The organism is Segatella copri, assembly GCF_019249765.2.
GTDB lineage: Bacteria > Bacteroidota > Bacteroidia > Bacteroidales > Bacteroidaceae > Prevotella > Prevotella copri_K.
In genome coordinates this window covers 3,398,375-3,422,538 of the sequence record NZ_CP152484.1, presented here as the reverse complement: position 1 = coordinate 3,422,538, position 24,164 = coordinate 3,398,375, and the positions used below count along the sequence as shown (strand labels likewise).

The following is a 24,164-nucleotide window of genomic DNA, read 5'->3' as shown; positions in this document are numbered from 1 at the left end:
CAGCCCGTACATAAACCACTTATAAATTCTGTTATCTAACCTTCGTCGGAATTCTCTTATCACTCATGATTTCATTTCCTGCCGCACGGGCATCCAGTTCTACAGGCTTCGATGTGAAATCAGGGGTATTATAGGAATCCAGCAACTCATCGTAGTACTTCTTCGGATTGCGCTGTGGCAGCAGGAACGGCTTGCTTACATTGCCCTTGTCATCGATGCAGGCAAGGTAAAGACGGGTATAGAGTCCGTCGCCACGGCGGGATGTAAAGACAAACCAATGTGAATCCTTGCTCCAGTTGTGCCAACTGTCCGTATTCTTACTATTGGCTGCAGCCAGAGGCTTAGCCTGACCTGTCTTCAAATCCAGCAACCAGTTATCCGCTTCCTTATGCCAGATAGGGAAACAGCCATAATCGCTCATCGTAAACAGGATGTACTTGCCATCATACGAAGGACGAGGATGGGTGGCACTCTTCCCCAGTTCACGGGCATTGAAGATGGTATCCACCTGGTTGCCAAACTTACCCGTAGCGGCATCGAAACCTATCTTGCAGATATTATACTTGATATCCTTGTAACCGCTTGGGATAGGCTCTGCGGTAGAAGAGCAGAAATAGAGCGTCTTGCCATCTGGTGAGAATACCGGATAAGTCTCGTAATGGTCTTTCGTCATCAGGAGCGAATCCAATATCAACTCATGGGGTGATGGCTGATAAACGAAGACATCCGATGCCTGGTCGAAAACTTCAATTCGCTCATCCTTCACGGCATGGAAACTCTGATGGGTGGTATTGGTACTGTAGGCGCAATACTTGCCCGACGGATGCCAGTAAGGATAAACCATCGAACCCTTCAGGGAATCATTCTTCGCCTTCAGCCACTCCCGCTTACCGTTCTGAGAAACCAAGGTAGCACCATGGTCACCACGCACATGGAAGGTAAACTGGTCAGGATTGGTTCTGTTTGCCGTATGACAATTGAGACAGGCACCCGGTGCTGCGGTATTCTCTAGAATTGCCGTTTCCTCAAAGTTACTCAAGTTGCGCTGATAGATGCCCAATTTGCCATACACCTCATAACCAGGAGCGATGCGACGATAAGTCACCCCCCAGTCATCAAGAGCGTATGGACTGACATGGATATCGAAGTCCTTATATTGCGTCCAGTTACCCTTCTTTTCCACATAAACAGTAACTTTCAAATCTCCACCCCTATTTTGAGCAAGCAGATGATGCCATTCATCGATATCGAAATTTGCGTAGTCGCCTTCACTTTGAAGTTCACCTATCTTTGATCCTTCTACCACGACATTAACAGATTCCGCATCTATATCCTCCACATTGAAGTTGAGAGGAGCAATCGTTGCGGGCACAGTAACTCCAATATAATCAGGATAAATCTTTGGAAGTTGATTTGCTTGGATGGGATTGGTGGGCACAAGAATTCCCGGTTTGGACATACAAGAGCCAAGTCCCAACATGCCCCCCATGAGCAATAATCCCATAAAATATTGTCTGATATTCATCATTAATCTATATTATAATCATGCCAAATGTCCAATCAGCAAGAATGCCAACTTAACATTTAACACTTAACATTTAACATTATCAATAAACCTCTTTCATTCCCTCCTTCTTTCCGGCAGCCTCATCAGCTCCTTGCACCATCACATAGTGCCAGGCATTGGATACATACGGCTGCTGACCAAGTTGAGGATCCTTCGGATTCTGCATATAGAGCTGGATGAAGTTGAGCGTATTGTTCACGTTCTGTGCATCCACACTATATGGGATGGTACGTGGATTGCTATGTGTCTTCATCCAGTTGCCGATGAGAATCTCCTGGAAGGTACGTGGAATATGGTCGTAACCCACAAATCTGCCCAGCGGATAATACTGCATGAACTTCTCCATATCGCGCTGCAGGAGTTCGTAGCACATCAGATATTCGTATGCCATCCTGTTATGGTTATCATTTAGGAAGAGCAAGCCCAACATCTGGTCCATCTCCCGGTCGCTGAAGAGGAAGTCCTGCTTTTTCTCACGATACTTGCGCAGCTTGCCATAGATAGGATGCTGGTTGATAGCCTTCTCATTACCCAGCAGCGCCATGGTCTGGTTGGCCCAGTTGCTATAGAAGAGCGTCTTCTGCAGTCGGCGGAGCAACTTGGCAGCTACCTGATAGTTGCCGTTGATGATTTCGCACTCTATAATCCTGCGGGTCAAGCGGGCACTCTTGCGATAATTCGGTATCGCCTCCTGCGCCTCGAACATATATCTTTCGGCATCATTCACCATTCCCAGACGGAAGAAAATTTCTGCAGTAGATACCGGCGAAGTCATATCACGGGTAAAGGTAGGGAACAAGCCCTCGCCTCCATTCTGATAGAACTCGAAAAGGCGGTCGGCAAGAACACCCTTCTGACTCAAGGCAAGATTCACACACGAAACACTGAGCGGTGTGGTTGCCGGTTTCTTCTCCTGACTTTGACTATGCGTCACCCATCTTGGATTTTTCTATTTTTCGGGGGCAGAATCGTCACTTTTGCCCCCGTCTAGTATCTTTTGAACATCAAACAAGGGCTTGATAGAGTGTTGGGCAGGAGTCAGCAGCAATGTTTCTTGCCTGACCTTCCCATTATTCGGCATGTTGATTCTGATAGTAGCTATGGTCTTAGCAATTTTCAAAACTGAATCTACACTTTTGTTTATCTTGGCAATTTTTAAGATACGCTCCAGTTCTTTATACACCTTGTATGCAATGAAGCATATGCAGATATGTGCCTCTATTCTTTTCTCTGTGAAATGAAAGATGGGGCGTGCCTCCAAGTTCCCTTTGGTTACACGAAAGGCTCGTTCCACGACCCATAGACCGTGGTATTGTTCGACAACTTCCTTTGGTGTGATGGAAGTATTGGTTATATAACCTTTCAAGCCATCCCACTGTGAATCTTCCTTGATTTTGTCTTCGCTGATAACTACATCTATGTCTTTGCTGATTTCCAAGAATTTATTATAGCCACGCTTATTTACGGAGGCTTTTGTGATTTTTCCATTTGCATATGCCTTCTTGAGCCTTGCCACTCCCTTATCACGATTATGTGCATCCTTCTTTGCTCGTTCTTCGGAATAGCCGAGGATCAATCTTGCATTGTCACCATATCTGTATTCGTGAAATTTTCCAGGCATCTTGTCTTGCTGCAAGATCCATTCTTTTATCTGCTCAGACTCTGTATGAATACGAGCACCTATTATATATTTGTATCCTGCATCCTCCAGTAACTTTACATTGCGCTTACTCATGAGCCCTGCATCAGCCACCACTACAAAATCGTCCAGAAAGAAGCGTTGTATGAAATCATCTATGATAGGTAGCATGGTGTATCCCTCGTATTGGCTTCCATTGAAAATACAATACGACAGAGGATAGCCATCACGGCTGACCAAGAGGCCTAGCACTATCTGCGACTCTGATGTCTTGCCATCCTTTGAAAAACCAGACTCTCGCAGCACATCTGTTCTACTGGTCTCAAAATACAGTGTGGTCACATCATAGAACATCAGACCTACATGTCCACCGAGTATGCGCTTGGTGTGCTCTACACTGATGCGTTGTACCTCTTCTTTTTGGGTATAGTACAACTTGTCCATGTAGCGATAAAGCTTATACAACTCGACATCTTCATCAAAGTATGACTTCAGGTAATCTACTGTTGCGTGTTTGCTCATGGGTTGAGAGATGCGAGCGATAACCAAATGGCGAAGTATGGAATCTTGAATTTGGTTGAAACCTATGCTGTCATATACTTGGTTTAGGATAATTTGGTGTCCATTTAGAAGCAGGGAGTCTATGTTAGACAGTACTCGTTCTGTCTCTTCCTCTTCGTTTTGCTTGATGTCTGGTTCTGTGAAGTTAATCTCTTGCTGTCCACCATAAGTTCTTATCCATTTGTTCGCTTCTAGGCACAGAGCATCCGCTTCGGCATCTGTCTTCGCAACACCGAAACTCTTGATTTCACGGAACTTGCCATTGCTCTTGTCCACCACAAGCACTCCGATATGCCCACTGCGGTGCTTCTTCTTACGTACAAACATGGTGCAAAGATACAAAAAATAGTCGTTGCGTCACCCATTTACAGAGATTATTTTTGCTAAATGCCTGAAAATTAGGATATGTTATTTTATAGGTACACATTTTGTCAAAGTCAGGAAGCGGGCACTCTTGCGATAATTCGGTATCGCCTCCTGCGCCTCGAACATATATCTTTCGGCATCATTCACCATTCCCAGACGGAAGAAAATTTCTGCAGTAGATACCGGCGAAGTCATATCACGGGTAAAGGTAGGGAACAAGCCCTCGCCTCCATTCTGATAGAACTCGAAAAGGCGGTCGGCAAGAACACCCTTCTGACTCAAGGCAAGATTCACACACGAAACACTGAGCGGTGTGGTTGCCGGTTTCTTCTCGGCCTTCTCTATAATCTTATCCCACTGTTCGGTGCGAACCAGGAAATCATAATCTATCAGGTCGTAGGTCATTTCATCAAAAGAAGCCTTGATACCAAACCATGAAGCCACAATCACCAATACATAGCTCAAAGCCATGACCACTTTGGATTGCTGCAACTTCTGCAAGGATTTCCGGTGGCACGGTATCATCCCCAGGAAAGGAATCACTACTGCCCATACCATCACAACAAAAGGCAACGGAGATACAGCACCCGGATAGCGATAATAATTAAGTCCGGCAAAGATGCGATACAAAGGATATTGCAAAGTCTGCGTGGTCAATAATATCCAGGCGATAGTAAGAATCAGAATGCAGGCAGAATAGCCTATTCCGGAAAAAACATTTCCCTTCTGCTTGGCATTCTTCAGCGTATCACCTATCATCAGGGCGGCATAAAGGAATACCACCGGACCCAGGAACCAATAAACCAATGCCGTGCTAACCAGTTCGAACACCACCTTTACCAACCGGTTGTGGAATCGGTTATGAATCCATCCTATTACTAAGGCTCCGAAAAGTGCAACCACAAAAGAGAGCAACACATTCTGGTCGCCCATGGCACACCATAAGGCGATACTTGGAAGGAAACTCAGGAGATAACCCGGGAAATCGTGCCTTGCTCCATATTGTTTCATCAGTCCCCATACGGCAGCCTGTATGCCCATCAAGAGCAAAGCGATGATGGCACCGCCCAATACAGGCATATAATAGAACTGTACCAGAAACTCACTGATATAGTCAGCCAATCCTCCCGGCAGTACAATGCGCTCCAGGAAATAGCCGGTATCAAAGAGAAACATCTGATACTGTTCCTGAAAGCAGAGTCCGCCTACGAATGGCACTGCCCAGAATATCACGACCGCCACACCAAAGAGCAGCGACAGCAGCGGTTTCCAAGTTTTAATCATCAAATTCTTCATGATTCTCCAATCTAAATTTTTATTCGTTTATTCTCTCACAGTCACTTTCGGACGATCATCCGAAAAAATCTGATTGCGGGTTTCCTTTATATCCAGTTCCACCTTAGTCTTTGTGAAATCCGGTACATTATAGGCATCAAACAGCCCATGATAATATTTCCACGGATTGCGCTGCGGAAGAAGGAAAGGTTTGGTTGCCTTACCCTTATCATCAATACTCGAGATGTAGAGACGGGTATAGTTTCCGTTACCACGCTTGCTGACGAAGACAAACCAATGCGAGTTGCTGCTCCAGTTATGATAGCTTTCGCTCATCCTACTGTTCACCGCTGTCAGCGGATAAGTCTGCCGGGTCTTCAGGTTCATCATCCACAGATCAGCATCGGGTTGCACGATAGGGAAATTGCTTCTGCTGCACTGTGTATACATCAGCCATTTTCCATCATACGACGGACGAGCCAAGACGTAACTCATATTCGTCTTCGGACCATTCAGCAGCGTATCCACTTTTTCTCCAAACTTCCCCGTTCTGGCATCGAAAGGAATACTTACCAGCGAGCACTTCACTTTCAGATACTCAGCCGGTACACGGCAAGCTTTCGAAGTACTATAATATAAGGTATTGCCATCTGCACTGAAAGCAGGGAATATCTCCAGCCAATCGGGAGTCATCAGTTTCTGGTCTGTTACCAGCTGATTGTTACGCGTATCCAGTATCACGATATTACTGAAGTCGTGATAAACTTCTATCGGCTTGTAAGTTCCCACGAAGAAACACTGGTGAACGGCATTGGCAGCATAAGCCACATAATTGCCTTCCGGATGCCAGTAGGCATAGCTTCCAGCAGCCTTGGTAGAATCGGTCTTGGTATCTATCCATTGCTGCTTGCCATCCTTCATAATCAGGGTACCTCCACCCTCACCACGTATCTGGCAGGTCAGTTGTCGGGCATCAGTACGATTGGCTGTATGGCAATTGAAACATCTACCCGGCAAGGCGGTTTCTGTCATGATAGCCGTTTCATCAAAGGTATGGATATCGCGCTGATAGATGCCGATGTTGCCACCCACTTCGTAGCCGGGAGCGATACGGCGATAGGTCAAACCGTAATCATCCAACCGATAAGGACTCACCATCATCCGGAAATCCTGATATTGCTTCCACTTGCCATCCTTACGGGTAGAGACGGTAAAAGAGATGCTGCCACCGACGTTCTGCTCAGTAAGCTGATGCCAGTCTTCCACATCGAAGTCAGCCCATTCACCACAGACATGCAGTTCTCCGCCCTTGCTTCCTTTTGCCACGACATCCACCACATCTACGGTATCACCTTTGATATTGAAGTTCATCGGAGCAATATCAGCAGGAATGGTCACCCCAATATAGTCTGGATAGATACTAGGCTTACGATTCACCATGGTAGGATTCTCAACCGATGGAGTACATGCGGTTATCCCCATCCATACGGCGATGAAAGCATAAATTATCTTTTTCATTCTTCGCCTCCTTTCTGTTTACTCATCATTCGTTTTACGTATTCTGCGTATGGCGAACCCGGCACATTACCTTGATTCTGTATGCACTTCACAGCATCCTGATAACCCACAGGCATCTGCATATAGCCACCATATTGCTGTACCCAACTGCCATAACGCATGAATCCCTGGATATCTCCCTTCAAGAGCATCTGCCCCATGAAATAGTCGAGCGCCATTTTGTTTTCCGGATTGTTGATGAAGAGCAATCCCATCATCTTGTCAATCTCATTATAACTATAAATCATCTCCGTCTTGAAGCGCATTCTTCTAGCCCTTCCCAAATCAGAATCATGACTGATAGCCGTATCATTGCCCAGCATCGCTTCCATCTTCACAGCCCAGTCATGATAGAAGAGCGACTGTTTCAAGAGATTGATATTCTTACGTGCAACGGCATACTTGCCATTCACAATCTGACATTCGGTAATGCGCTTCATCAATCTGCCACTCATCTTTCCATTCAGGATGGAAGCCTGCAAATCGCTGGCATAGCGAAGAGAAGAATTCACGAGACCCAGACGCCAAAAGGCTTCCATCGTAGGATACATCGACATGTTATCGCGGGTACGGGGAGCCAGCAAGGCATCTTCCCCACTCTGATAGAAAGAAAACATGCGGTCGGCAAGCTGACGGGTCTGAGCAAGAGCAAGATTTACGCAGTTGCTGGTATAGAACACCTGTACCTGATTCTCCTGCGCATCATTGATGATATCTTCCCACTTCCCGTTACGCACCTGTTCGTTCTGCTTGAGCAAAGCATAGAGGTCCTTGTCATATCCCCATTTCTGCCCCGGATACCGCATAGGCACGCGATAATAGTTGATACCTGTCATCACAGACATCAATGGATATTGAACCAGAAGGGTACTATAGCAAATCAGCTGGATAGCCAGGAGATAGAGAATAGACAAAAGATAGGTAATCGAAACGGAAGGGAGTTTGCCTTTCTTTACTTGTATCAGGAAAGAAGCCACACGGAGGAAGACATAAAGCCAGGTTGCCCCGCCTCCAATCAGCCAGAATATGACGGGTATCAGAAGTACATCTGCCCACGCTATCCTTGCTCCCCATCTCCGGGTAGCAAGATTCATGAGCCATGTTGACAGCAGGGCTAAGGTCAGAGCTACCGGGAAAGACAGGAGCACTTCGATATCTCCCATCACTTCCAGCAACAGGATAGAAGGAAGAAGAGCTATGAGCATTCCATACCACTTCAACGGTTTGGCTGTATAACTCCTGATTACCTGATAGGTAAGCGACAGGAAAGCCACGAAGAGAAAAGCCAGAATGGCAGCACCCAAAACTGGAACATAATAGAACTGTACCAGGAACTCGCTGATATAATCAGCCAAACCACCTGCCACACTCAGGTCATGCCAAAAGTAGTAGGCAGACCAGAGAAAGAGCTGGTTCTGCTCCTGGTAACATAAGGCTTGTGGATAACCACAATACCAAAAAAGGAAGATGCATAAGCCAAACAATGCGACCAGAGTCATTTTCCCATATCTAGAAATGAACTTTTTCATGTACTCAATAGATTAGTCCGGATACCCATTTTTATCAACATCTTCTACAGCAGGCAACCTACTTGGCAGAAGGATACATGTTCTGAAGAAAATCCTTAAACACTCCAGCAGGCTGACGCTTGAGGAAGGAGATGTTATATTCCTTCAACTGGTTCTGTATCTCCTTACCCTTGGTCATCAGCAACTGGTCAGAGCCTTCCTGACGGGCCTGCATACGAAGCTGGTTGTAGGCGCTGTTAAACTTCATGATCTGATCTTTCCAGACCTGGAGAGAATCGTTCTGAGGAGTTCCCCCAGAAATACTGTTGGCACCGACCGTAACTTTGATATCACCCGGTTCGGAAACAACCAGCAAGTCCTGAACCCCATCACGATAGTGATAATCTACGCGAATCACCTTCATCTCAGTAGTATCGGCAACAAATTCAAACTTGCCGTCCTTGATGACAACAGAGTCTACATGGGCAGCATCCTGCTGTCCGAACATAGGCACAAGGAAAATCTTCTTGCCATCCCATCGGTTCGATTCCATCGTACCATGGATACGGCAAATTCCCTTTTCGGCAGACTTACAACCTGCCATTACTACCATACTCGTAACGGTCATCAGAGCGATAACCATCAATAAAATCAATTTCTTCATTATACTCTTAGGTTTAATGTTTATCATCGTTGTTTACTTACAGTTCCATATTGGTTTATGGACTTGTATCAGAAGTTTCTCTATTCACATACAAAAGTACAATAAAAACTCGTAAACACCAAATTTTTTCTGCATTTATACAAGATAGTACAGAAGAAAAGCAATAAAAGTCAAATCCTGCTAACGTAATGAAACGAAAAACCCCCATTCTCTATTTCGCCCCCAACTTGGGGGTGAAGAACCAAAAACTCTTCACTCTTCACCTTATGCCCTGAAACGCCCATAAACAGGGCGTTTCAAGGGGTGAAGAGTGCCCAAACACTCTTCACCCCTCGGAATACCGATAAACACAGGGGATTCCAGGCGAAAGGTGAAGAGTGAAGAGTATTTCTACGTAAGCCTTGTATAAAAACAAAACAAAGCCATTTGGGATGGCTGTTCTAGGCAAACAGCCCCCTAGCAGCTAAAGCGCCAGTAGGCTGTCTGTGGTTTGCCAGTTAACTGTCTGTATTAAACAGCCTTCTTTTTACCAATTCACAACAGGTTAAAACAGACAAATAAGAACAGCATTCAGTATATCAAAAAAAGAAAAGCCCCGACTACAGAACGGCAGTCGGAGCTAAGACTTATTTATTTTTTATTTCATCTACCAATTTTTCAACTTCCTCTAGAGGGAGCATGGTACCATCTGCAACTTGTTGTGGAGAAAGTCCCATAGCAAGTAATCGTTTAGCGGTTTCTTTTCTTTCTTCTGCACGACCTTCAGCACGACCTTCAGCGCGACCTTCAGCACGACCTTCAGCACGACCTTCAGCACGACCTTCCAGCTTTGCATTCCCCAAGACATCATTCTGAATCATGATGGCATTGACATGCTCATCATAAGCATGACGTTCTGCATCCGACATAGAATAATATCTCAACTTCTCACGTGCCTCCTGCAAACCTGGAGCTGTGGTATCTGGTTTGATAACGCCATTTTTCAGATAATCCACCCATTCCTCAATTGGTGACACAGCTACCTTGTTAAACTCATTCACTCTTACCAACATATAAGTTGGGAAGATTTCGGCTGGAGATTTTCTTACGATAGTATCCTTCTCCTTTGTGCTGATAATAAGATTATCTTTCGTATGCAGACCTACAAAATTGTTCTGCCCTACATAGATATAATCAGAGCCTTTGCCAAGATCAAAATACAGGATACTGATGGAATATACCTTCTTCACTTCCTTGTAGGTATTTCCAAGATTGATATGTTCCGTAATAGCCTTAGCCACACCATAGAGTACACGTTCAAGATAATACAATTCACTTGTATTCTGAATTTCTACTATAATGATATCGCCCTTGCTGTTTTTTGCCTTGATATCAACTCTATTGAACTTGTCATCTTCAGCCTGCTGGTTACCTTCGCTTTCCAGTATATCTACGATTTTGATTGGTTCCCCTATAAATACGGTAAGGAAACCCTCCAAAACGCCAAAATTAGCCTTTTGACGCAACAGTCGTTTTATCGCCCAATCAAAGCGTATAAACCTATCTCTTAATTCTTCCATTTTCTAAACCTCCTTAATTGTTTTGATTCGCTTGCAAAGTTACGACTAATTATCGTAACCGCCAAACATTTCCGATAATATTTCAGGATATCCAAAAAGAAAAGCACCGACTGCAGAACTACAACCAAGGCTTACCTTTATTAATATTAGTTTCATTTTAAGAATTTCATATCAAAATATTTCTGCCGAGTTATAATCATTGTATTCCGATTTTTTGTGCAGTTGCACAGATTTTCGGAACAAAGGTAAGAAATACTGCTGAAAATCAACTAATAAAGCATTAATAATTAAGAATAATTATCATTTGAATGTATCTTTTCTGTAAGAACACTAAGTTTACAATTATCTTCTAAGAATCCCATAATTACTTTATCATTTCTGCCCACATTTTACGTGCAGCTAATACACCTGGATTCTTATTCCAATCTATTGCAGGCTGAGCCTTGAACTTACGTTCTACCTCATCTGCACGTTTTTTGAAATTCACAGCCTCTTCACCAAACAAGGTTGGAATTGCTTTTATTGCTGTTGCCATATAAGTATATTTTGAACTTCTTTCTTAAACTTACTTGGATAAAGAATCTGTTTCAATCCTTCATTAAATCAGCCATTAAATCATCAACGTTATCAAATACGTCTTTCTTTGCCCATTCTTCACCTCGCTTATATGCTTCCATGTGAGCCTGGGCTTCACGAATAGCCGCTTTCGTCTCTTCATTTGGCTCATACTCCTCTCCTGCCTGACATTTCTTTGCCAAGCGGGCAACATAAGAATTAACCTTAGCCACAAATTCCTCCAGACTATAACCTGCAGGAACGTTATATTGTAAATTAACTGTCTGCATAAAACTAAATTTTAGAACCGCTGCAAATTTACGACTAATTATCGTAACCGCCAAACATTTCGGATAAAATTTCAGCATAGGGCAAAAAGAAAAAGCCCCGACTGTAATCACTACAGCCGAGGCCTAACCTTATTTATATTATAATCACAACGATTGATTCTATTTAAGCGTACTTGAGATTTTTCATACATTACATAAAAAAATCGAAAGAAGAGCGTATATTTCAAGAAAAAAGCGTATCTTTGCACTCGATATTATTCATACATTACATTAAAGAATCGAATATGGAAATAAAGCGCGACATACATCTCAATCGAATTATTGCCCGAAAAGGCAATGGAATGATAAAAGTCATCACCGGAATACGCCGATGCGGAAAGTCATATTTATTGTTTACCTTATTCACAAATTATCTCAAAAGCCAAGGAGTAGATGAGCAGCATATTATCAAGGTAGACCTGGAAGACCGCCGAAATGCATTCCTAAGAAATCCTGATGCGCTCCTCAAACATATAGACTCTAAGTTTGTAGATAGCCAAATGCACTATATACTGTTAGACGAAGTACAGCTAGTGCCAGAATTCGAGGATGTCTTAAATAGCTATCTCAAAATCACCAACGCAGACGTATATGTTACAGGAAGTAATGCAAAATTCCTCTCTAAAGATGTAATAACACAATTTAGAGGCAGAGGAGATGAAATCAAGATTACACCTCTCAGTTTCCAAGAGTTTACATCAGTAAAAGAAGGAAACCGAGAAGACCTTCTGAACGAATACCTAACATATGGTGGGCTGCCACAAATAGTTACAATGAACGAAACCAACAGAAAGGTAGAGTACCTCAAGAATCTGTTTACCCACACATATCTACGTGATATCAAAGAAAGATATACTATTTTAAAAGACGACGACTTGGAAGAACTCATTACGCTTGTGGCCTCCAACATTGGCAGTTTAACAAACCCTGCGAAACTGGCCAATAGTTTTAAGTCTATCAAGCAGAGCAACTTAAGCCAAGATACCATCAAAAGTTATCTTGATTTGTTGCAAGATGCATTTCTGATAGAGAAATCTGTAAGATATGACATCAAAGGCAAAAAGTATATTAGCACACCCTCCAAATATTATTTCTCAGACTTAGGACTGCGAAATGCACGGCTCAATTTTCGACAAACAGAATTTACGCACCTATTGGAGAACGCCATCTACAATGAGTTAAGACTCAGAGGTCTATCTGTAGATGTTGGTCAAGTTCCAATCAGCAAGACAGATGCAGATGGCAAACGCAAGCAATCTATGCTCGAAGTAGATTTCGTATGCAACCAAGGATTCAAGAGGTACTATATTCAAGTTGCATATGCTTTGCCCACCCAAGACAAAATAGACCAAGAAATGAACTCTCTTCTGAAAATTAAAGATGGATTTACTAAATATGTCATTGTTGGAACTCCAACACCAACATATCAAAATGACGACGGAATCATTATTATGAACGTCTATGATTTCTTGATGAATTCAAATAGTCTCAATATATTATAATTGCTGTGACAGAGCAAAGAAAAGCCCCGACTGTAGAACGACAGCCGAGGCTTTACCTTATAGTTGTTCACCAAGTCTGGATAATAATACTCGTCATCTATCACTATACGTTTTTGACGAGACTCAAAACAGAAGCCTTTACCTAGCTCCAAGATAAATTCTTGCAAATGAGTAATCAAAGCATCCTCTATATCCTGTTCTGTAACGACCTCTTGAGCCCTCAATCCCAAGAATTCAAACGTAAAAGGCTCTCGAATCTGCAGTTCATTAGAATCATGCCCTTTCATACTTGGGAGAGACAACATCTTTTCGGGATTAGTACTAATACCAGCTCGAACATAGAGATTGGTACTTATCTGTCGACGCAACTCACGAACAGACCAAGTACACTTGATGCACTCCTGTTCGTAGTAGTAACGAGCAAGGGGATCGTCTATCGCCATAATCTCACGTATATGACTATAGGATAGCCTTGAAATCAAAATAGCTCCCGGGGTCATAAAATTATGAGACGCTGTCGCACTTTTTCTAGCTATAAACTTGATTCCCTCAGATTTATGCGACGCTGTCGCACAAATTCCTTTATCCTTAATAAAATTCATAGGAGCTAGATTATCTGCCATCTGAGGATAAAGATTATAAAACTTTCGTGCCCATTGGAACAAAGTCACATTTAGACCTTTACGTTCCACCTTTTCCTCCAACTTCTTAAGAAGACGCGAACCATACTCAGCACGGTCTTTACCATGCTGTTCAAACTCCACGATATAATAGCCAATGAGCCAATTGCGCATCGTTTGCATACGATTGATAGCTTTGACGGCACAAGTTTGTGCTGCATCATGAGTACTTTGAATCACATGCGTCAACTCCACGAAAGAGTGTTCTCCATGCTTCCAATCATCAACAGGAAGTTCCATCCCATCATGATTATAAATAATAGAATCTTTTGCCATAGCAGCCAACATTTAAACCATTCCGCAAATGTACGACAAATAATTGAATATACCAAACATTTCGGATAATATTTCAGTATAGGGCAAAAAGAAAAGCCCCGACTGTAATCACTACAGCCGAGGCCTAACCTTATTTATATTATAATCACAACGATTATCATTTTTTGCATTTCTATTTACTAAAGGCAACAGAACCACTATCTAAAAAAGTAACCTTAAAACCTTGATAAGCAGTGAATCCATTAATCTTAGTCTTATAGTCGGAGCCTACACTCACAACTTGGTAATCACCTTTTGGTATAAAATAATACCATTGCTGATAATAAGTGGCACTACCTAAAATCCTATACAAATTACCATCAGAAAGGCGCTTCAAAGAAACGACACCATTTATATAATCTTTACTAGAGTCTACTATAATCTTTGAATAACCAGAAGGTATTGCCTTTTCATAATGCATCGGATATGGTCCATAAGATTTTGCATACTCAACAACTGGAGTGTCAAACTTAGACTCCAAGGTAAAATATCCAACGGAAGGAACATCGAAAGAATCTCCATTTTTCAATTCTCCTTTTGCTGTATTACAACGCTTAACATTACTCATTGATACCACAGTATACTTTCCATTCGGAATAAAATACATATAAGGAGCTCCATTAGATTCCTTGGCTACCAGCACAAAAGTTTCACCTGATGCATCCTTTATCACCATAGAAGGTATTGCAGCACATGAAGTTCCATTAACAAACACAACCTTTGTGCATCCTTCAGGAGTTGGAGTAGAAGTATCAGAGGCTAATATTCTCTGTAATTCACCAGCATTAACGGAAAGTAAATTGCATAACAAGAATAGAAATAAAAATATCTTCTTCATAAAACCTTATATTTAAAGGTGTTGGAATTGGAAAATAACTCCAACACCCATATAATTACTTATTAGGAATCTTCTTGAATGACAAGAACCAACCTTCAGTACCAGATGATGACTGGGCTGCGAGGATAAGTTTATCTCCCGTTGCCTTGATAATCTGATACTTGTAACAACGTGCATTACCATCGTTTGGAAGTACACCCAGCAAAGGAACAGTACCAGAGAATGTCATAGTACCAATATCCCAACCTTGCTGAGAAGGTTCATCGTTAACGGTTACAGTACCTGTTTCACCACGACTCGTCTTGACACCTTCGCTCAAGCTAAGAGAGAACCAAGCATCAGGTAAGCCATCACCAGCTAAGCCCTTACCACTGGCCTGACCTTCCAAATCGGCTCCAGCATTGAAGCCCCACCAAGAAGGCCCCTGGTCGCTTCCCCAGCCACCATTGCCCCAGCACTTATCGGATGAATCATCCCAAGTCCATGTAGAGGTAAGATAATTACCATTGGCATCCTTTCCAAATACTTGGTCAAAGATAGCAGGTAACTTAGTATAGTTATTAACTGTTACGCCTTTACTTGAAGACTTCACAATAGAACCATCTGGGTTAATTGCCTCAACATAGTAATTTGCAGAAGTAACAGGAGGAACCACCTGGGTAGTCAAAGAACCAGTACCTTGAGCAACAAGACCATTATTGTCGGCATTATAAATCTTCACATATCTTGCAGGAGAAATATTGAAAGTAAGGTTATTATTACCATCACTCTCCTGAGTTATAGTAAAACCATTATTCAGTTCCTCTGCACTTATATTTGCACCAGGACCATTATCTTCGCTTGTAGGATCACATGCAGTGAACAATAAAGCCAATAATGGTATCATAAACAATATCTTTTTCATAATTCCATTGTCTTTAAAACATTAAACGAACAAATATTACTCCTTCCAACCATTATACTCACCAGATGCATCAGTATAACCAGCATTCTGCTGAAGCATACCATGATTCAAAGTGATTTGGTTCTCTGGAATCTTAGCAAAGCCGGCAGTTGCATTATAACGAGTAGTATAGCCACCATTCTGAGCTACATTCTTCGATTCTGCACCTGAAGTATAAATTGGCTGATTTGTCTGCTTATCAAGAGCTGCAGCTGCGATGTGCCAACGACGGATATCATTCCAACGGGTACCCTCGAAAGCCAACTCCCAACGACGTTCTTTCTGAAGATCTGCCAAAGAATAAGAAGTATAATAGTTTGCTACTCCTGTTGCACGCTTATGAACTTCATTCATACCAGCCACATTTTCTTCCAGCTCCGACTGCATCAAAAGTACATCGGCATAACGAATCAATACCAGGTCACGGATGTTACCAGTCTGCATATAGTTATCATTCAGCCAACCATCCAATCCATACATAGCCAACTCAAAGACCTCCATATATTCTTTACTATAGGCAGAACCCACAGGTGTCTTACAAGCGACTGGTCCTAACTTCATCTGATAGTAATCAGTTTCCTGGATAAAATCAGCCCAACTTGCACCACCATGCTTATAAGCAGGCATATCGTTGACATTTTTTACAGATGCGTCCTCTCGAACATCCGTATTCTTAGGGTTAGCCACCTTCCAGTCATTAACAAGATTAGGAGCTACAGGACCTGCACCCCAACCCTGACCGAATGGGAATGTATCAGCATAAGGCTGGCCACCACGAACACCGAAGTGAAGAGCATAACCATTACAAGTTCCAATACCCCAACCTTTATTCCAGCTGGCAGTCTTGTTGAACTTAATAGCAAACATAGACTCAGGATTAGCCTGATTATCATCCTCTGCCCACTTTAAGTTCTGTCCCTTTGTATAAGGGAAGTCCTCAACTGTATATTTATTGGTATAAGCCCATAACTCACGGTAGTCTGGAACCAAAGCATAGCCAGCAGACTTGCCATTATTGACACAGTCATCAATCAAATCGCTAACCATCTTCTTTGTCAGAGTGGTACCATTAGGCAAGGCGACCTCTGTCATTGGAGAATAATTTGTACTGGTCAAGTCCTTGATTTCTTCACCATTGCAATAGAAACCTGTATAGAACAACCAAGCACGACCCAACATAGCCTCTGCAGCATACTTGTCAACATGACCATTGGTCAAACGCTGAGCAGGCATTGTTGTTGATGCTTCATAAAGATCCTGAAGAATCTGACCCCAAATCTCGGCTGCAGATGGAGGAGTAGTATTGTCTGGAGCCGTAGATGTAAGGTTCAATGGAACACGACCATACATAGATGCCAACTCATAATAATAGAAAGCACGCAAGAACTTAGCCTCACCCAAAGCCTGAGCTTTAGCCGTAGCCTCCATCTCTACATTTTCCAAAGCCTCAATTAAAGTATTGGCACGGTTGATACCCTGATATCTAGCCTTCCAGAAGTTCTCGGTCATATTGGTACCATAGTTGCAAAGCAAGTCACAAGCCTGCATCAACTTATCATTGAGACCACCACCACCCAGCATATCATCACTGGCAAGAAGAGACCAATACAAGTATGATTCTTGTGGATTCTTGGATATCTCATTCAAATTCTGATATACACCAGCCAAAGTCTGGTTAATCTGCTCAGTAGTCTTAGGGAAGTTGGTTGTATCAGCTTCCTTCATGCTTAAAGAGTCTAAGTCGCAAGACGACATGCTCAAGGCAACAATCGCCGCACTTATATATAATGATATTTTTTTCATTGCAATTTCGCTTTTAGAATTTAACATTAACACCCACCATATAAGTACGTGGCTGTGGATAGTTACCAACATCTACACCAGTAACCCATGCCTCATTACCATTAAGGGACATACCATTTTCTGGATCCATACCCTTATAACCTGTTATTGTAAAGAGGTTCTGAGCAGTGAAGTAGAGACGAAGCTGCTGGAATGGACAATTCTTCCAGATATTCTTGAAGTCATAACCGACTGTCAGGTTCTGCAAACGGAAGTAACTTGCATTCTCAACATAAATATCAGAAACCTGCTGCCAGTTTACACCCGTATTACCTGGGGCAAGAAGTGGATACTTATTAGAAGTACCTTCACCATGCCAGTAGTCATAAACCTCTGTGGTATAGTTTTCGTACTGACCATCGGTAAACTTACGCCAAGAACGAGCTACCTGCTGACCAAAAGCGCCATAAGTAGTAGCGCTCAAGTCGAAGCCCTTATAGCCGATATTGAAAGAGAAGCCCATTGTGACATCAGGATGAGGATCGCCAATATCGGTCTTATCATCCGCATTGACAACACCATCACCATTGACATCAACAAACTTCAAGTCACCAGGCTTGATACCTGTACCCTGAAGAGAGTTAGCGGCATTGCCCTTGCAGTTCTTGTCAAGGTAAGCCTGAACGTCTGCCTCATTCTGCATAACGCCTTCTGTCTTGTAACCATAGAAACATCCAATAGCATGTCCCTTCCACATACGAGCCATATTACCAGTATTCTGAGCCAAGAGATCCTTACCACCCTCAATGAAGTCGGCATCACCCTTAATCTCAGTCACCTCATTCTTATTGATAGCCATATTCCAGTTCAAGCCATAAGTGAAGTCCTTACCCACTTTATCATTCCAATTAAGTGCAAGCTCCACACCCTTGTTCTCTACAGTACCTCCGTTTACCCACTGAGTACTGAAACCAGAAACAGCATTAGCCTGGACATTAATCAAGAGATCTTTGGTCTTCTTACTATACCAGTCTGCAGTAAAGCCCAAGCGACCATGCAAGAAACGGGTATCGATACCAATGTTCAACTGCTCAGAAGTCTCCCAAGACAAATCTGGGTTTGAAAGGCGGTTTGGATAAGCACCTGTAGTATTGCTTGTCTTGTCGTTGAAAGGATAAACACCATACTCACCAAACTCAAAACCAGCACGCCACTGGCTACTTGGCAAATTACAGTTACCATTCTGTCCCCAACCTGCACGAAGTTTCAAGAAGTCCAACCAAGAGGCAGTACTTTCCATAAACTTTTCATTAGAGATTACCCAACCAGCAGATACAGAAGGGAAGTAGCCCCAACGCTTATCTGGAGAGAAGTTAGAAGAACCATCAGCACGGATAATTGCAGTCAACATATACTTCTCATCAAAGTCGTAGTTGACACGAGCAAAGTAAGACAACTTGCTCTCATAACCAGCAGGTTCACCTGTAACGACAGATGCCACAGCATTGCCATCAGCCAAGCTAGGATAAGCATGTGCAAAATCCTTAAAGATAGAACCATTAACTGTCGCATTAACAGTCTCTCCATAGTCTGGTCTAGACTTGTAATACTCCATACCTACCAAAGTATCGAAGTGGTGTAACTTGGCTATATTGAACTTATAATTCAATGTGTTAGTCAACGTCCAATTCCATCCCAAGCCAACATTATCAGACAACTGATCCTTATCACGGCTAGCACCCTGGTCATTCAAACGATATTCAGCCAAATAGCATCTCCATGAATTAGACCACTGCTTATAAGCAATCTGGCCACGATAGGTCAGACCTTCAATAGGTGAAATCTCTGTATAACCTACAGCATTCAAGTTAAAAGACTTGCTCTTATTTGCACCAGACTGGTTATTAAGCATTGAAGCAATAGGGTTGCTTGTATATGAATTGAAAGCAAACCAACCGGCAGAACCAGAGTTCTTCAAATCGTCATACATAAAATAATTACCATCCTTGTTATAAATAGGTACACAAGGATTAGCGCGAAGCATGTCAGAGAGAACATTTGAATATTGGTTACCAATCTGAACACCCTGATTCTGCTTGTGCTGATAGTAAACATTCTCACCGATCTTAATTACATCACGCTTACCTACACGGTAAACAACATGCTCAGAGTTCAAGCGGAAAGTGAAACGGCGGAAATCAGACTTAACGACATTGCCGAGAACACCATCCTGATACTGATAACCTACACCCATAGAGAATTTAGACAAGTCGTTACCACCTGTCTAGGGTGTTCAAAATCCGTTTAAAATCCGACGCATTTATTCCCTAAGGTATTGATGCGTTTCACGGTCAAATTAGGAGAGAGGTTTGTACTAGTCCATTCTTTGATGTGACGATGTCTTCCTTTCTCCAAACGTTCTTTAAATTCGAAACCAACTCGCCTATTTTTGTCAGCCAAGGCTATGCGCAGAGGTATTATAAGAATCATTGGGGTAACACCAGTAAGTTTGTCGTTAGACATTCTAGCCTTAGTCACTCCAAATGTTGATTCTATTGGGTCAGAACTTGCATTGTGTACATCTCCTTCATTTAAGAGAGAGAGCTCACGTTCTAAATATCCCAAGATATAAGAGCCAACTTTTCGCTGTCGCTCATGCTTCAACATCAAGCTTTCTGTCACGAGTTTTTTGCAACGGGCAATAGAGACTTGAGACCACCCGTTGTTTTTTATGTCTTTTTCAATCTTCGTTATACAGTCCATCGTTTCGGCCAATTCATCAACCAGAGAAGCATTCTGCGGAATAAAGGCATATATGCTCTTTATATCCTCTTGCAATGTATGATATACATACTGCATCCTGCTTATCCAGTCAATCCATTTTGACATGTTCATAAAACGTGCAATACTTCGTTGCGATGGAGGTTGTATATAAGCAACATCTTGCATGTTATATTTAAGACGTGCCATCTGAACATTACTTGAAAGCTCCTGAAAATCAAGATCATTCTTGTAAACTCTTTCAAGAAACATGCCAAGAGTATGACTAATATCATGGTGATGTTTATAGCCAGCATCTCTAATGGCCTTACATATACTGGAGCCGTTGTCGCTGATAACATATTCTGGCTCATGCCCAATTTTAGCTGCGACTTTCTCCAATACTTCCTGAATAGTTTTTCCATTCCAACTCTTAGCGATAGATATGTCTACAATGGATATGTCTTTTTCAGTAATAGCCATTCCTATATTATCTGCCGCAACAGCAAGTGTAAGCAGCATCTTCTCACTGCCAATCATCATGCTTTCATCGACAATCAAGGCATAACGCTTACCCTTGAAAAGGGTACACGATTCCTTATAGACACTAAGCCCTAACTCTTGTGCCCAATAGCCAATTGTCGTATAAGCTGGTACTTTACCGAAAATATTGTCCATAAACTCATTCAGGATATTGAATATTTCAACAATCTGACGTGAACCTATAGACAGACGAGCATAAAAAGCCGTACTCAAAGCAACCATTAAGGATGAATAATGATGTCGTCTAATAGACTCATCATTTGTTCGTAAGTCTCCTTGTCCAATCCTACGTTCGGCTTTTCTTTTTTTTTAAGTTCAGAACGATACTTATTGGACTTATTCTGAGAGGTAGACAATCTTCTCTCAAGATTACGTTTGTCCCTTTTTAGAGACTTATTTTCCTTCTTTAGTTTTTCGGCATACTTTTGAAGCTCTTTTGGCTCCATATCTTTGACTGATTTTTTCATATCTTATGTATTTGTTTTTATTTGCAAAGATACTAAAAATCAGCGAGTTATACAAATTTTTAAAGAACTATTTTGTATATTAAAGTGTTAAATATCAGTAACTTAAATACACCTATATAACACCATTTTTTTATACCAGATTTTGATTCGGATTTTGAACAGCCTACCACCTGTCACATTCAAAGAATGGTTGGTTACGATGGCATTCTTATTGCGAATTGCATCAATCCAATCTGTACCTGCATTAGAACCATCCTGGTATGCATTCAACAAATCTGCATCAATATACTTAGACCAATCATAAGCAGAGCCTCCATTATTGTAAGATACCTGGTCTTGAACAGCCATATACTGCTTTGCTGTCAACAACTGAGGCTTCTTATACATATTCTGCCAACCCACGTTAGCATCATAAGTAACCTGAACCTTGCCCATCTTACCTTGTTTGGTAGTTACAAGGATTACACCATTGGCTGCGGCAGAACCGTAGATGGCACAAGATGCGGCATCCTTCAATACGTCGATACGCTCGATGTCGGCAGGATTCAAAGCATTGATGTCACCACCAGAAACTCCATCAATTACATAAAGAGGAGCGGTAGAGCTGTTGGTACCGGCACCACGGATAGAAATTTTAAAGCCATCACCAGGCTGACCGGAAGCCGCCTGAATGTTAACACCAGGAGTCTGGCTCTGCAAAGCGCCGAGCACCTGTGTGGTATTCATCTTCTGAATATCATCACCCTTTACCTCGATGGTAGCACCGGTAACGAGCTTCTTCTTCTGAACACCATAACCTACGACAACAACTTCATCGAGAGTCTTGTCGTCTGTCTTCATTGTGATTTTGAGACTAGACTGGTTACCCACAGCAATTTCCTGTTTTTGGTAACCGATATAGGTAATTACAATAGTAGCGCCCGGCTTTACGTTCAAGGTAAAGTTACCATCAAGATCTGTAACGGTACCATTACCAGGGTTGCCCTTTTCTACTACACTTGCACCGATAATAGGACCTTCTGCATCGCTCACATTACCGGTTACTTTCTTTGCCTGCTGTACAGCATTTACGCTCTGACTAGGAGATGCCGCCCATGCTTCAGTTGTATAACTCAAGCCTAACGATGCTAACGCTCCCACAAGCAGCATTGATTTTTTTAAGTTCAAATTCATACTTTAGTACTTTCTAGGTTGAATAGAATTAAACGTTTGTTGACTCAGACTATCAAAAATAGTCATTCTTTTAGTTCCCGACATATCTATCAGATACGAAGGAAACAAACAGGTTAAGTTGAATTCAATTTCATAATGGTTATTGTTTATGTTGTTTATTATTGTTTCATTTCATCACCAATCTGAAGTCATTTTTTATGGAAGTATAAGTGGCAAACAGATTTTCGATTGCAAAGTTACATTTCTTTTACGAAAAAAGCTGATACTATTTTGCTGATTTTAAGTATTATTTTGATTTTAGTTATTTTTTTTAATAAATCCCGACAAACACTAAAGATTTATTAAAATTCAGTGTTTTCCTTACACTTATTATATATGTATGTTTTGTTAACTCGGAGCAAAAAAGTATTACCTTGCCGCTATTGAGCAGCAAGGTAATTACGTACTGGATTGGCATACATCTCGAGAATTCTCTCTCTCAAGTAAGCTTCATCCTTATTTGGAAGGTCTATTTTCGCAAGTTGACCAGCCATATATTTTTCAAACTTTGCCTTATCTTCGGCAGTATATTCTGCCTGATGAGCAGTTGAGTTTTCAAGCAAATCAAGAGCCACATAGTTGCCAGGATAGAGACGATAGTTCTTGAATATCTGCTCATCCATGTAGGCGGCTACCTTATTATATATATCCTGCTTAGGCATATCAGGATCCAGACTGTCCAGATAATCATCAAGACATGGGGCTGCATGGTAATGAACATGACCCTTATAACCGAAGATACCGGTCTGCATGCTTACCAGATCATCCATTGGTCCCTTCTTCCAATCGGCATTATCGCGCTTCTGCTGGAACTCCTTTGCCTTCAGGAAATCACATGGATCATATTCGTAACTGATAGAGAGCGGTACGAGATGAAGCTGTTTCAGGCGATCGATAATGCTACCCTCGCCTCCCATCGACATCATCTGGAGGATACTCTTTTGGGTGCGGTCATTACTGTCCTTAGCTCTACCCTCGCGCTGGGCTATCCAGATATTCTCGTTCTTCTCCTTGATGGCAAAATGCATATAGTCGGAGAGGCGCTTGCTCGACATCAGCATCTGGCGCATGCTCAGGGCACGCTCTACGATAAACGCCTTGTTGACACGTACCAGGTCCTTGACCCAAGGAAGAGAAAGGAGATTATCACCGATGGCTATCTCGCAAGTGGTCTTAAACCCGTTATCGATAAGAAGGACATCGAGAATGGCTGAATCGAGCACGATATCACGATGATTACTGACGAAAGTATAATTACGGGTATTATCGAGCGATGTGCAATCCATCTCACAACCTGTTGCTGCCTTCTTCAGAATGCCATGAACAAAATCGTAAGCCAAAGCCAGCTGGAAATCCAGATTGGTCTTACATGCCTTCAACTTCTGGGCAATCATCTCGAAAGGTACTTGTGGATAGAGATAGGCAAGCACTTGTTTAAACTGATCGTTTGAAAGCAAACGGTCGAATACCTCTGGGAGATCTTCAGGCTCCCAAGGACGGATGGTATCAAATTCTTGAGGGATTTTCATAACTTTATGTTTT

At 42.2% G+C, this 24,164-nt stretch carries 19 protein-coding genes and 1 pseudogene; 1 reads left to right on the top strand and 19 read right to left on the bottom strand.

Features of this window, described 5'->3' with window-relative positions; all coding sequences use genetic code 11:
• Positions 1-31: 31 nt before the first annotated feature.
• From KUA46_RS14440 to KUA46_RS14395, 10 genes are all read right to left on the bottom strand, one after another.
• Complete coding sequence (locus KUA46_RS14440; RefSeq protein ID WP_420377706.1) at positions 32-1,489, bottom strand: TolB family protein; 1,458 nt, start codon at positions 1,487-1,489, stop codon at positions 32-34.
• 118 nt (positions 1,490-1,607) lie between these two features.
• A complete protein-coding gene (locus KUA46_RS14435; protein WP_434725802.1) occupies positions 1,608-2,501 on the bottom strand; it encodes a DUF6057 family protein in 894 nt (297 codons plus the stop codon).
• Positions 2,502-2,516: 15 nt separating this feature from the next.
• Positions 2,517-4,094, bottom strand: coding sequence for an IS1634 family transposase (locus KUA46_RS14430; protein WP_218487981.1), 1,578 nt, complete (start codon positions 4,092-4,094; stop codon positions 2,517-2,519).
• Positions 4,095-4,175: 81 nt separating this feature from the next.
• Positions 4,176-5,429, bottom strand: a complete 1,254-nt coding sequence (locus tag KUA46_RS14425; RefSeq protein WP_434725801.1) for a DUF6057 family protein — start codon at positions 5,427-5,429, stop codon at positions 4,176-4,178.
• 27 nt (positions 5,430-5,456) lie between these two features.
• A complete protein-coding gene (locus tag KUA46_RS14420; RefSeq protein WP_218487903.1) occupies positions 5,457-6,926 on the bottom strand; it encodes a TolB family protein in 1,470 nt (489 codons plus the stop codon).
• Positions 6,923-8,464: a DUF6057 family protein gene (locus tag KUA46_RS14415; protein WP_218487904.1), complete on the bottom strand. Its 1,542-nt coding sequence runs from the start codon at positions 8,462-8,464 to the stop codon at positions 6,923-6,925. The genes KUA46_RS14420 and KUA46_RS14415 overlap by 4 nt, the downstream gene beginning before the upstream one ends.
• Positions 8,465-8,552: 88 nt before the next feature.
• Positions 8,553-9,137: a DUF4369 domain-containing protein gene (locus tag KUA46_RS14410; RefSeq protein WP_218487905.1), complete on the bottom strand. Its 585-nt coding sequence runs from the start codon at positions 9,135-9,137 to the stop codon at positions 8,553-8,555.
• A gap of 626 nt (positions 9,138-9,763) precedes the next feature.
• The gene (locus KUA46_RS14405; protein ID WP_218487906.1) at positions 9,764-10,696 is read right to left on the bottom strand and encodes an Rpn family recombination-promoting nuclease/putative transposase; all 933 of its coding nucleotides are present in this window, start codon (positions 10,694-10,696) and stop codon (positions 9,764-9,766) included.
• A gap of 364 nt (positions 10,697-11,060) precedes the next feature.
• Positions 11,061-11,231 (bottom strand): hypothetical protein, encoded by a 171-nt coding sequence (locus KUA46_RS14400; protein WP_218487907.1) that lies wholly within the window; start codon positions 11,229-11,231, stop codon positions 11,061-11,063.
• Positions 11,232-11,283: 52 nt separating this feature from the next.
• Positions 11,284-11,619 (bottom strand): hypothetical protein, encoded by a 336-nt coding sequence (locus KUA46_RS14395; protein ID WP_218487908.1) that lies wholly within the window; start codon positions 11,617-11,619, stop codon positions 11,284-11,286.
• A gap of 206 nt (positions 11,620-11,825) precedes the next feature.
• Here KUA46_RS14395 and KUA46_RS14390 point away from each other — a divergent pair, with 206 nt between their 5' ends.
• Positions 11,826-13,082, top strand: a complete 1,257-nt coding sequence (locus KUA46_RS14390) for an ATP-binding protein (protein ID WP_218416268.1) — start codon at positions 11,826-11,828, stop codon at positions 13,080-13,082.
• Here KUA46_RS14390 and KUA46_RS14385 read toward each other — a convergent pair.
• The 9 genes and pseudogenes from KUA46_RS14385 to KUA46_RS14345 form a co-directional block, all read right to left on the bottom strand.
• Positions 13,040-14,038 (bottom strand): PDDEXK nuclease domain-containing protein, encoded by a 999-nt coding sequence (locus KUA46_RS14385; RefSeq protein WP_218487909.1) that lies wholly within the window; start codon positions 14,036-14,038, stop codon positions 13,040-13,042. The genes KUA46_RS14390 and KUA46_RS14385 overlap by 43 nt on opposite strands.
• A gap of 172 nt (positions 14,039-14,210) precedes the next feature.
• Positions 14,211-14,915, bottom strand: a complete 705-nt coding sequence (locus KUA46_RS14380; RefSeq protein WP_217326553.1) for a hypothetical protein — start codon at positions 14,913-14,915, stop codon at positions 14,211-14,213.
• Positions 14,916-14,970: 55 nt separating this feature from the next.
• Entirely contained in the window at positions 14,971-15,819 is an 849-nt protein-coding gene (locus tag KUA46_RS14375) for a hypothetical protein (RefSeq protein ID WP_022121104.1), read from the bottom strand.
• 36 nt (positions 15,820-15,855) lie between these two features.
• Positions 15,856-17,661, bottom strand: a complete 1,806-nt coding sequence (locus KUA46_RS14370) for a RagB/SusD family nutrient uptake outer membrane protein (RefSeq protein ID WP_022121103.1) — start codon at positions 17,659-17,661, stop codon at positions 15,856-15,858.
• 13 nt (positions 17,662-17,674) lie between these two features.
• Positions 17,675-19,909 (bottom strand): SusC/RagA family TonB-linked outer membrane protein, encoded by a 2,235-nt coding sequence (locus tag KUA46_RS14365; protein WP_256625110.1) that lies wholly within the window; start codon positions 19,907-19,909, stop codon positions 17,675-17,677.
• A 35-nt stretch (positions 19,910-19,944) separates the two neighbouring features.
• Positions 19,945-21,165: a hypothetical protein gene (locus KUA46_RS14360; RefSeq protein ID WP_434725800.1), complete on the bottom strand. Its 1,221-nt coding sequence runs from the start codon at positions 21,163-21,165 to the stop codon at positions 19,945-19,947.
• Entirely contained in the window at positions 21,165-21,410 is a 246-nt protein-coding gene (locus KUA46_RS14355) for a hypothetical protein (protein WP_218487983.1), read from the bottom strand. The genes KUA46_RS14360 and KUA46_RS14355 overlap by 1 nt, the downstream gene beginning before the upstream one ends.
• A 165-nt stretch (positions 21,411-21,575) precedes the next feature.
• Positions 21,576-22,583: pseudogene (locus KUA46_RS14350) on the bottom strand (TonB-dependent receptor plug domain-containing protein); the annotation flags it as partial.
• Between the two features lie 419 nt (positions 22,584-23,002).
• Positions 23,003-24,151 (bottom strand): 1-acyl-sn-glycerol-3-phosphate acyltransferase, encoded by a 1,149-nt coding sequence (locus KUA46_RS14345; protein ID WP_218487121.1) that lies wholly within the window; start codon positions 24,149-24,151, stop codon positions 23,003-23,005.
• Between the last annotated feature and the right edge of the window lie 13 nt (positions 24,152-24,164).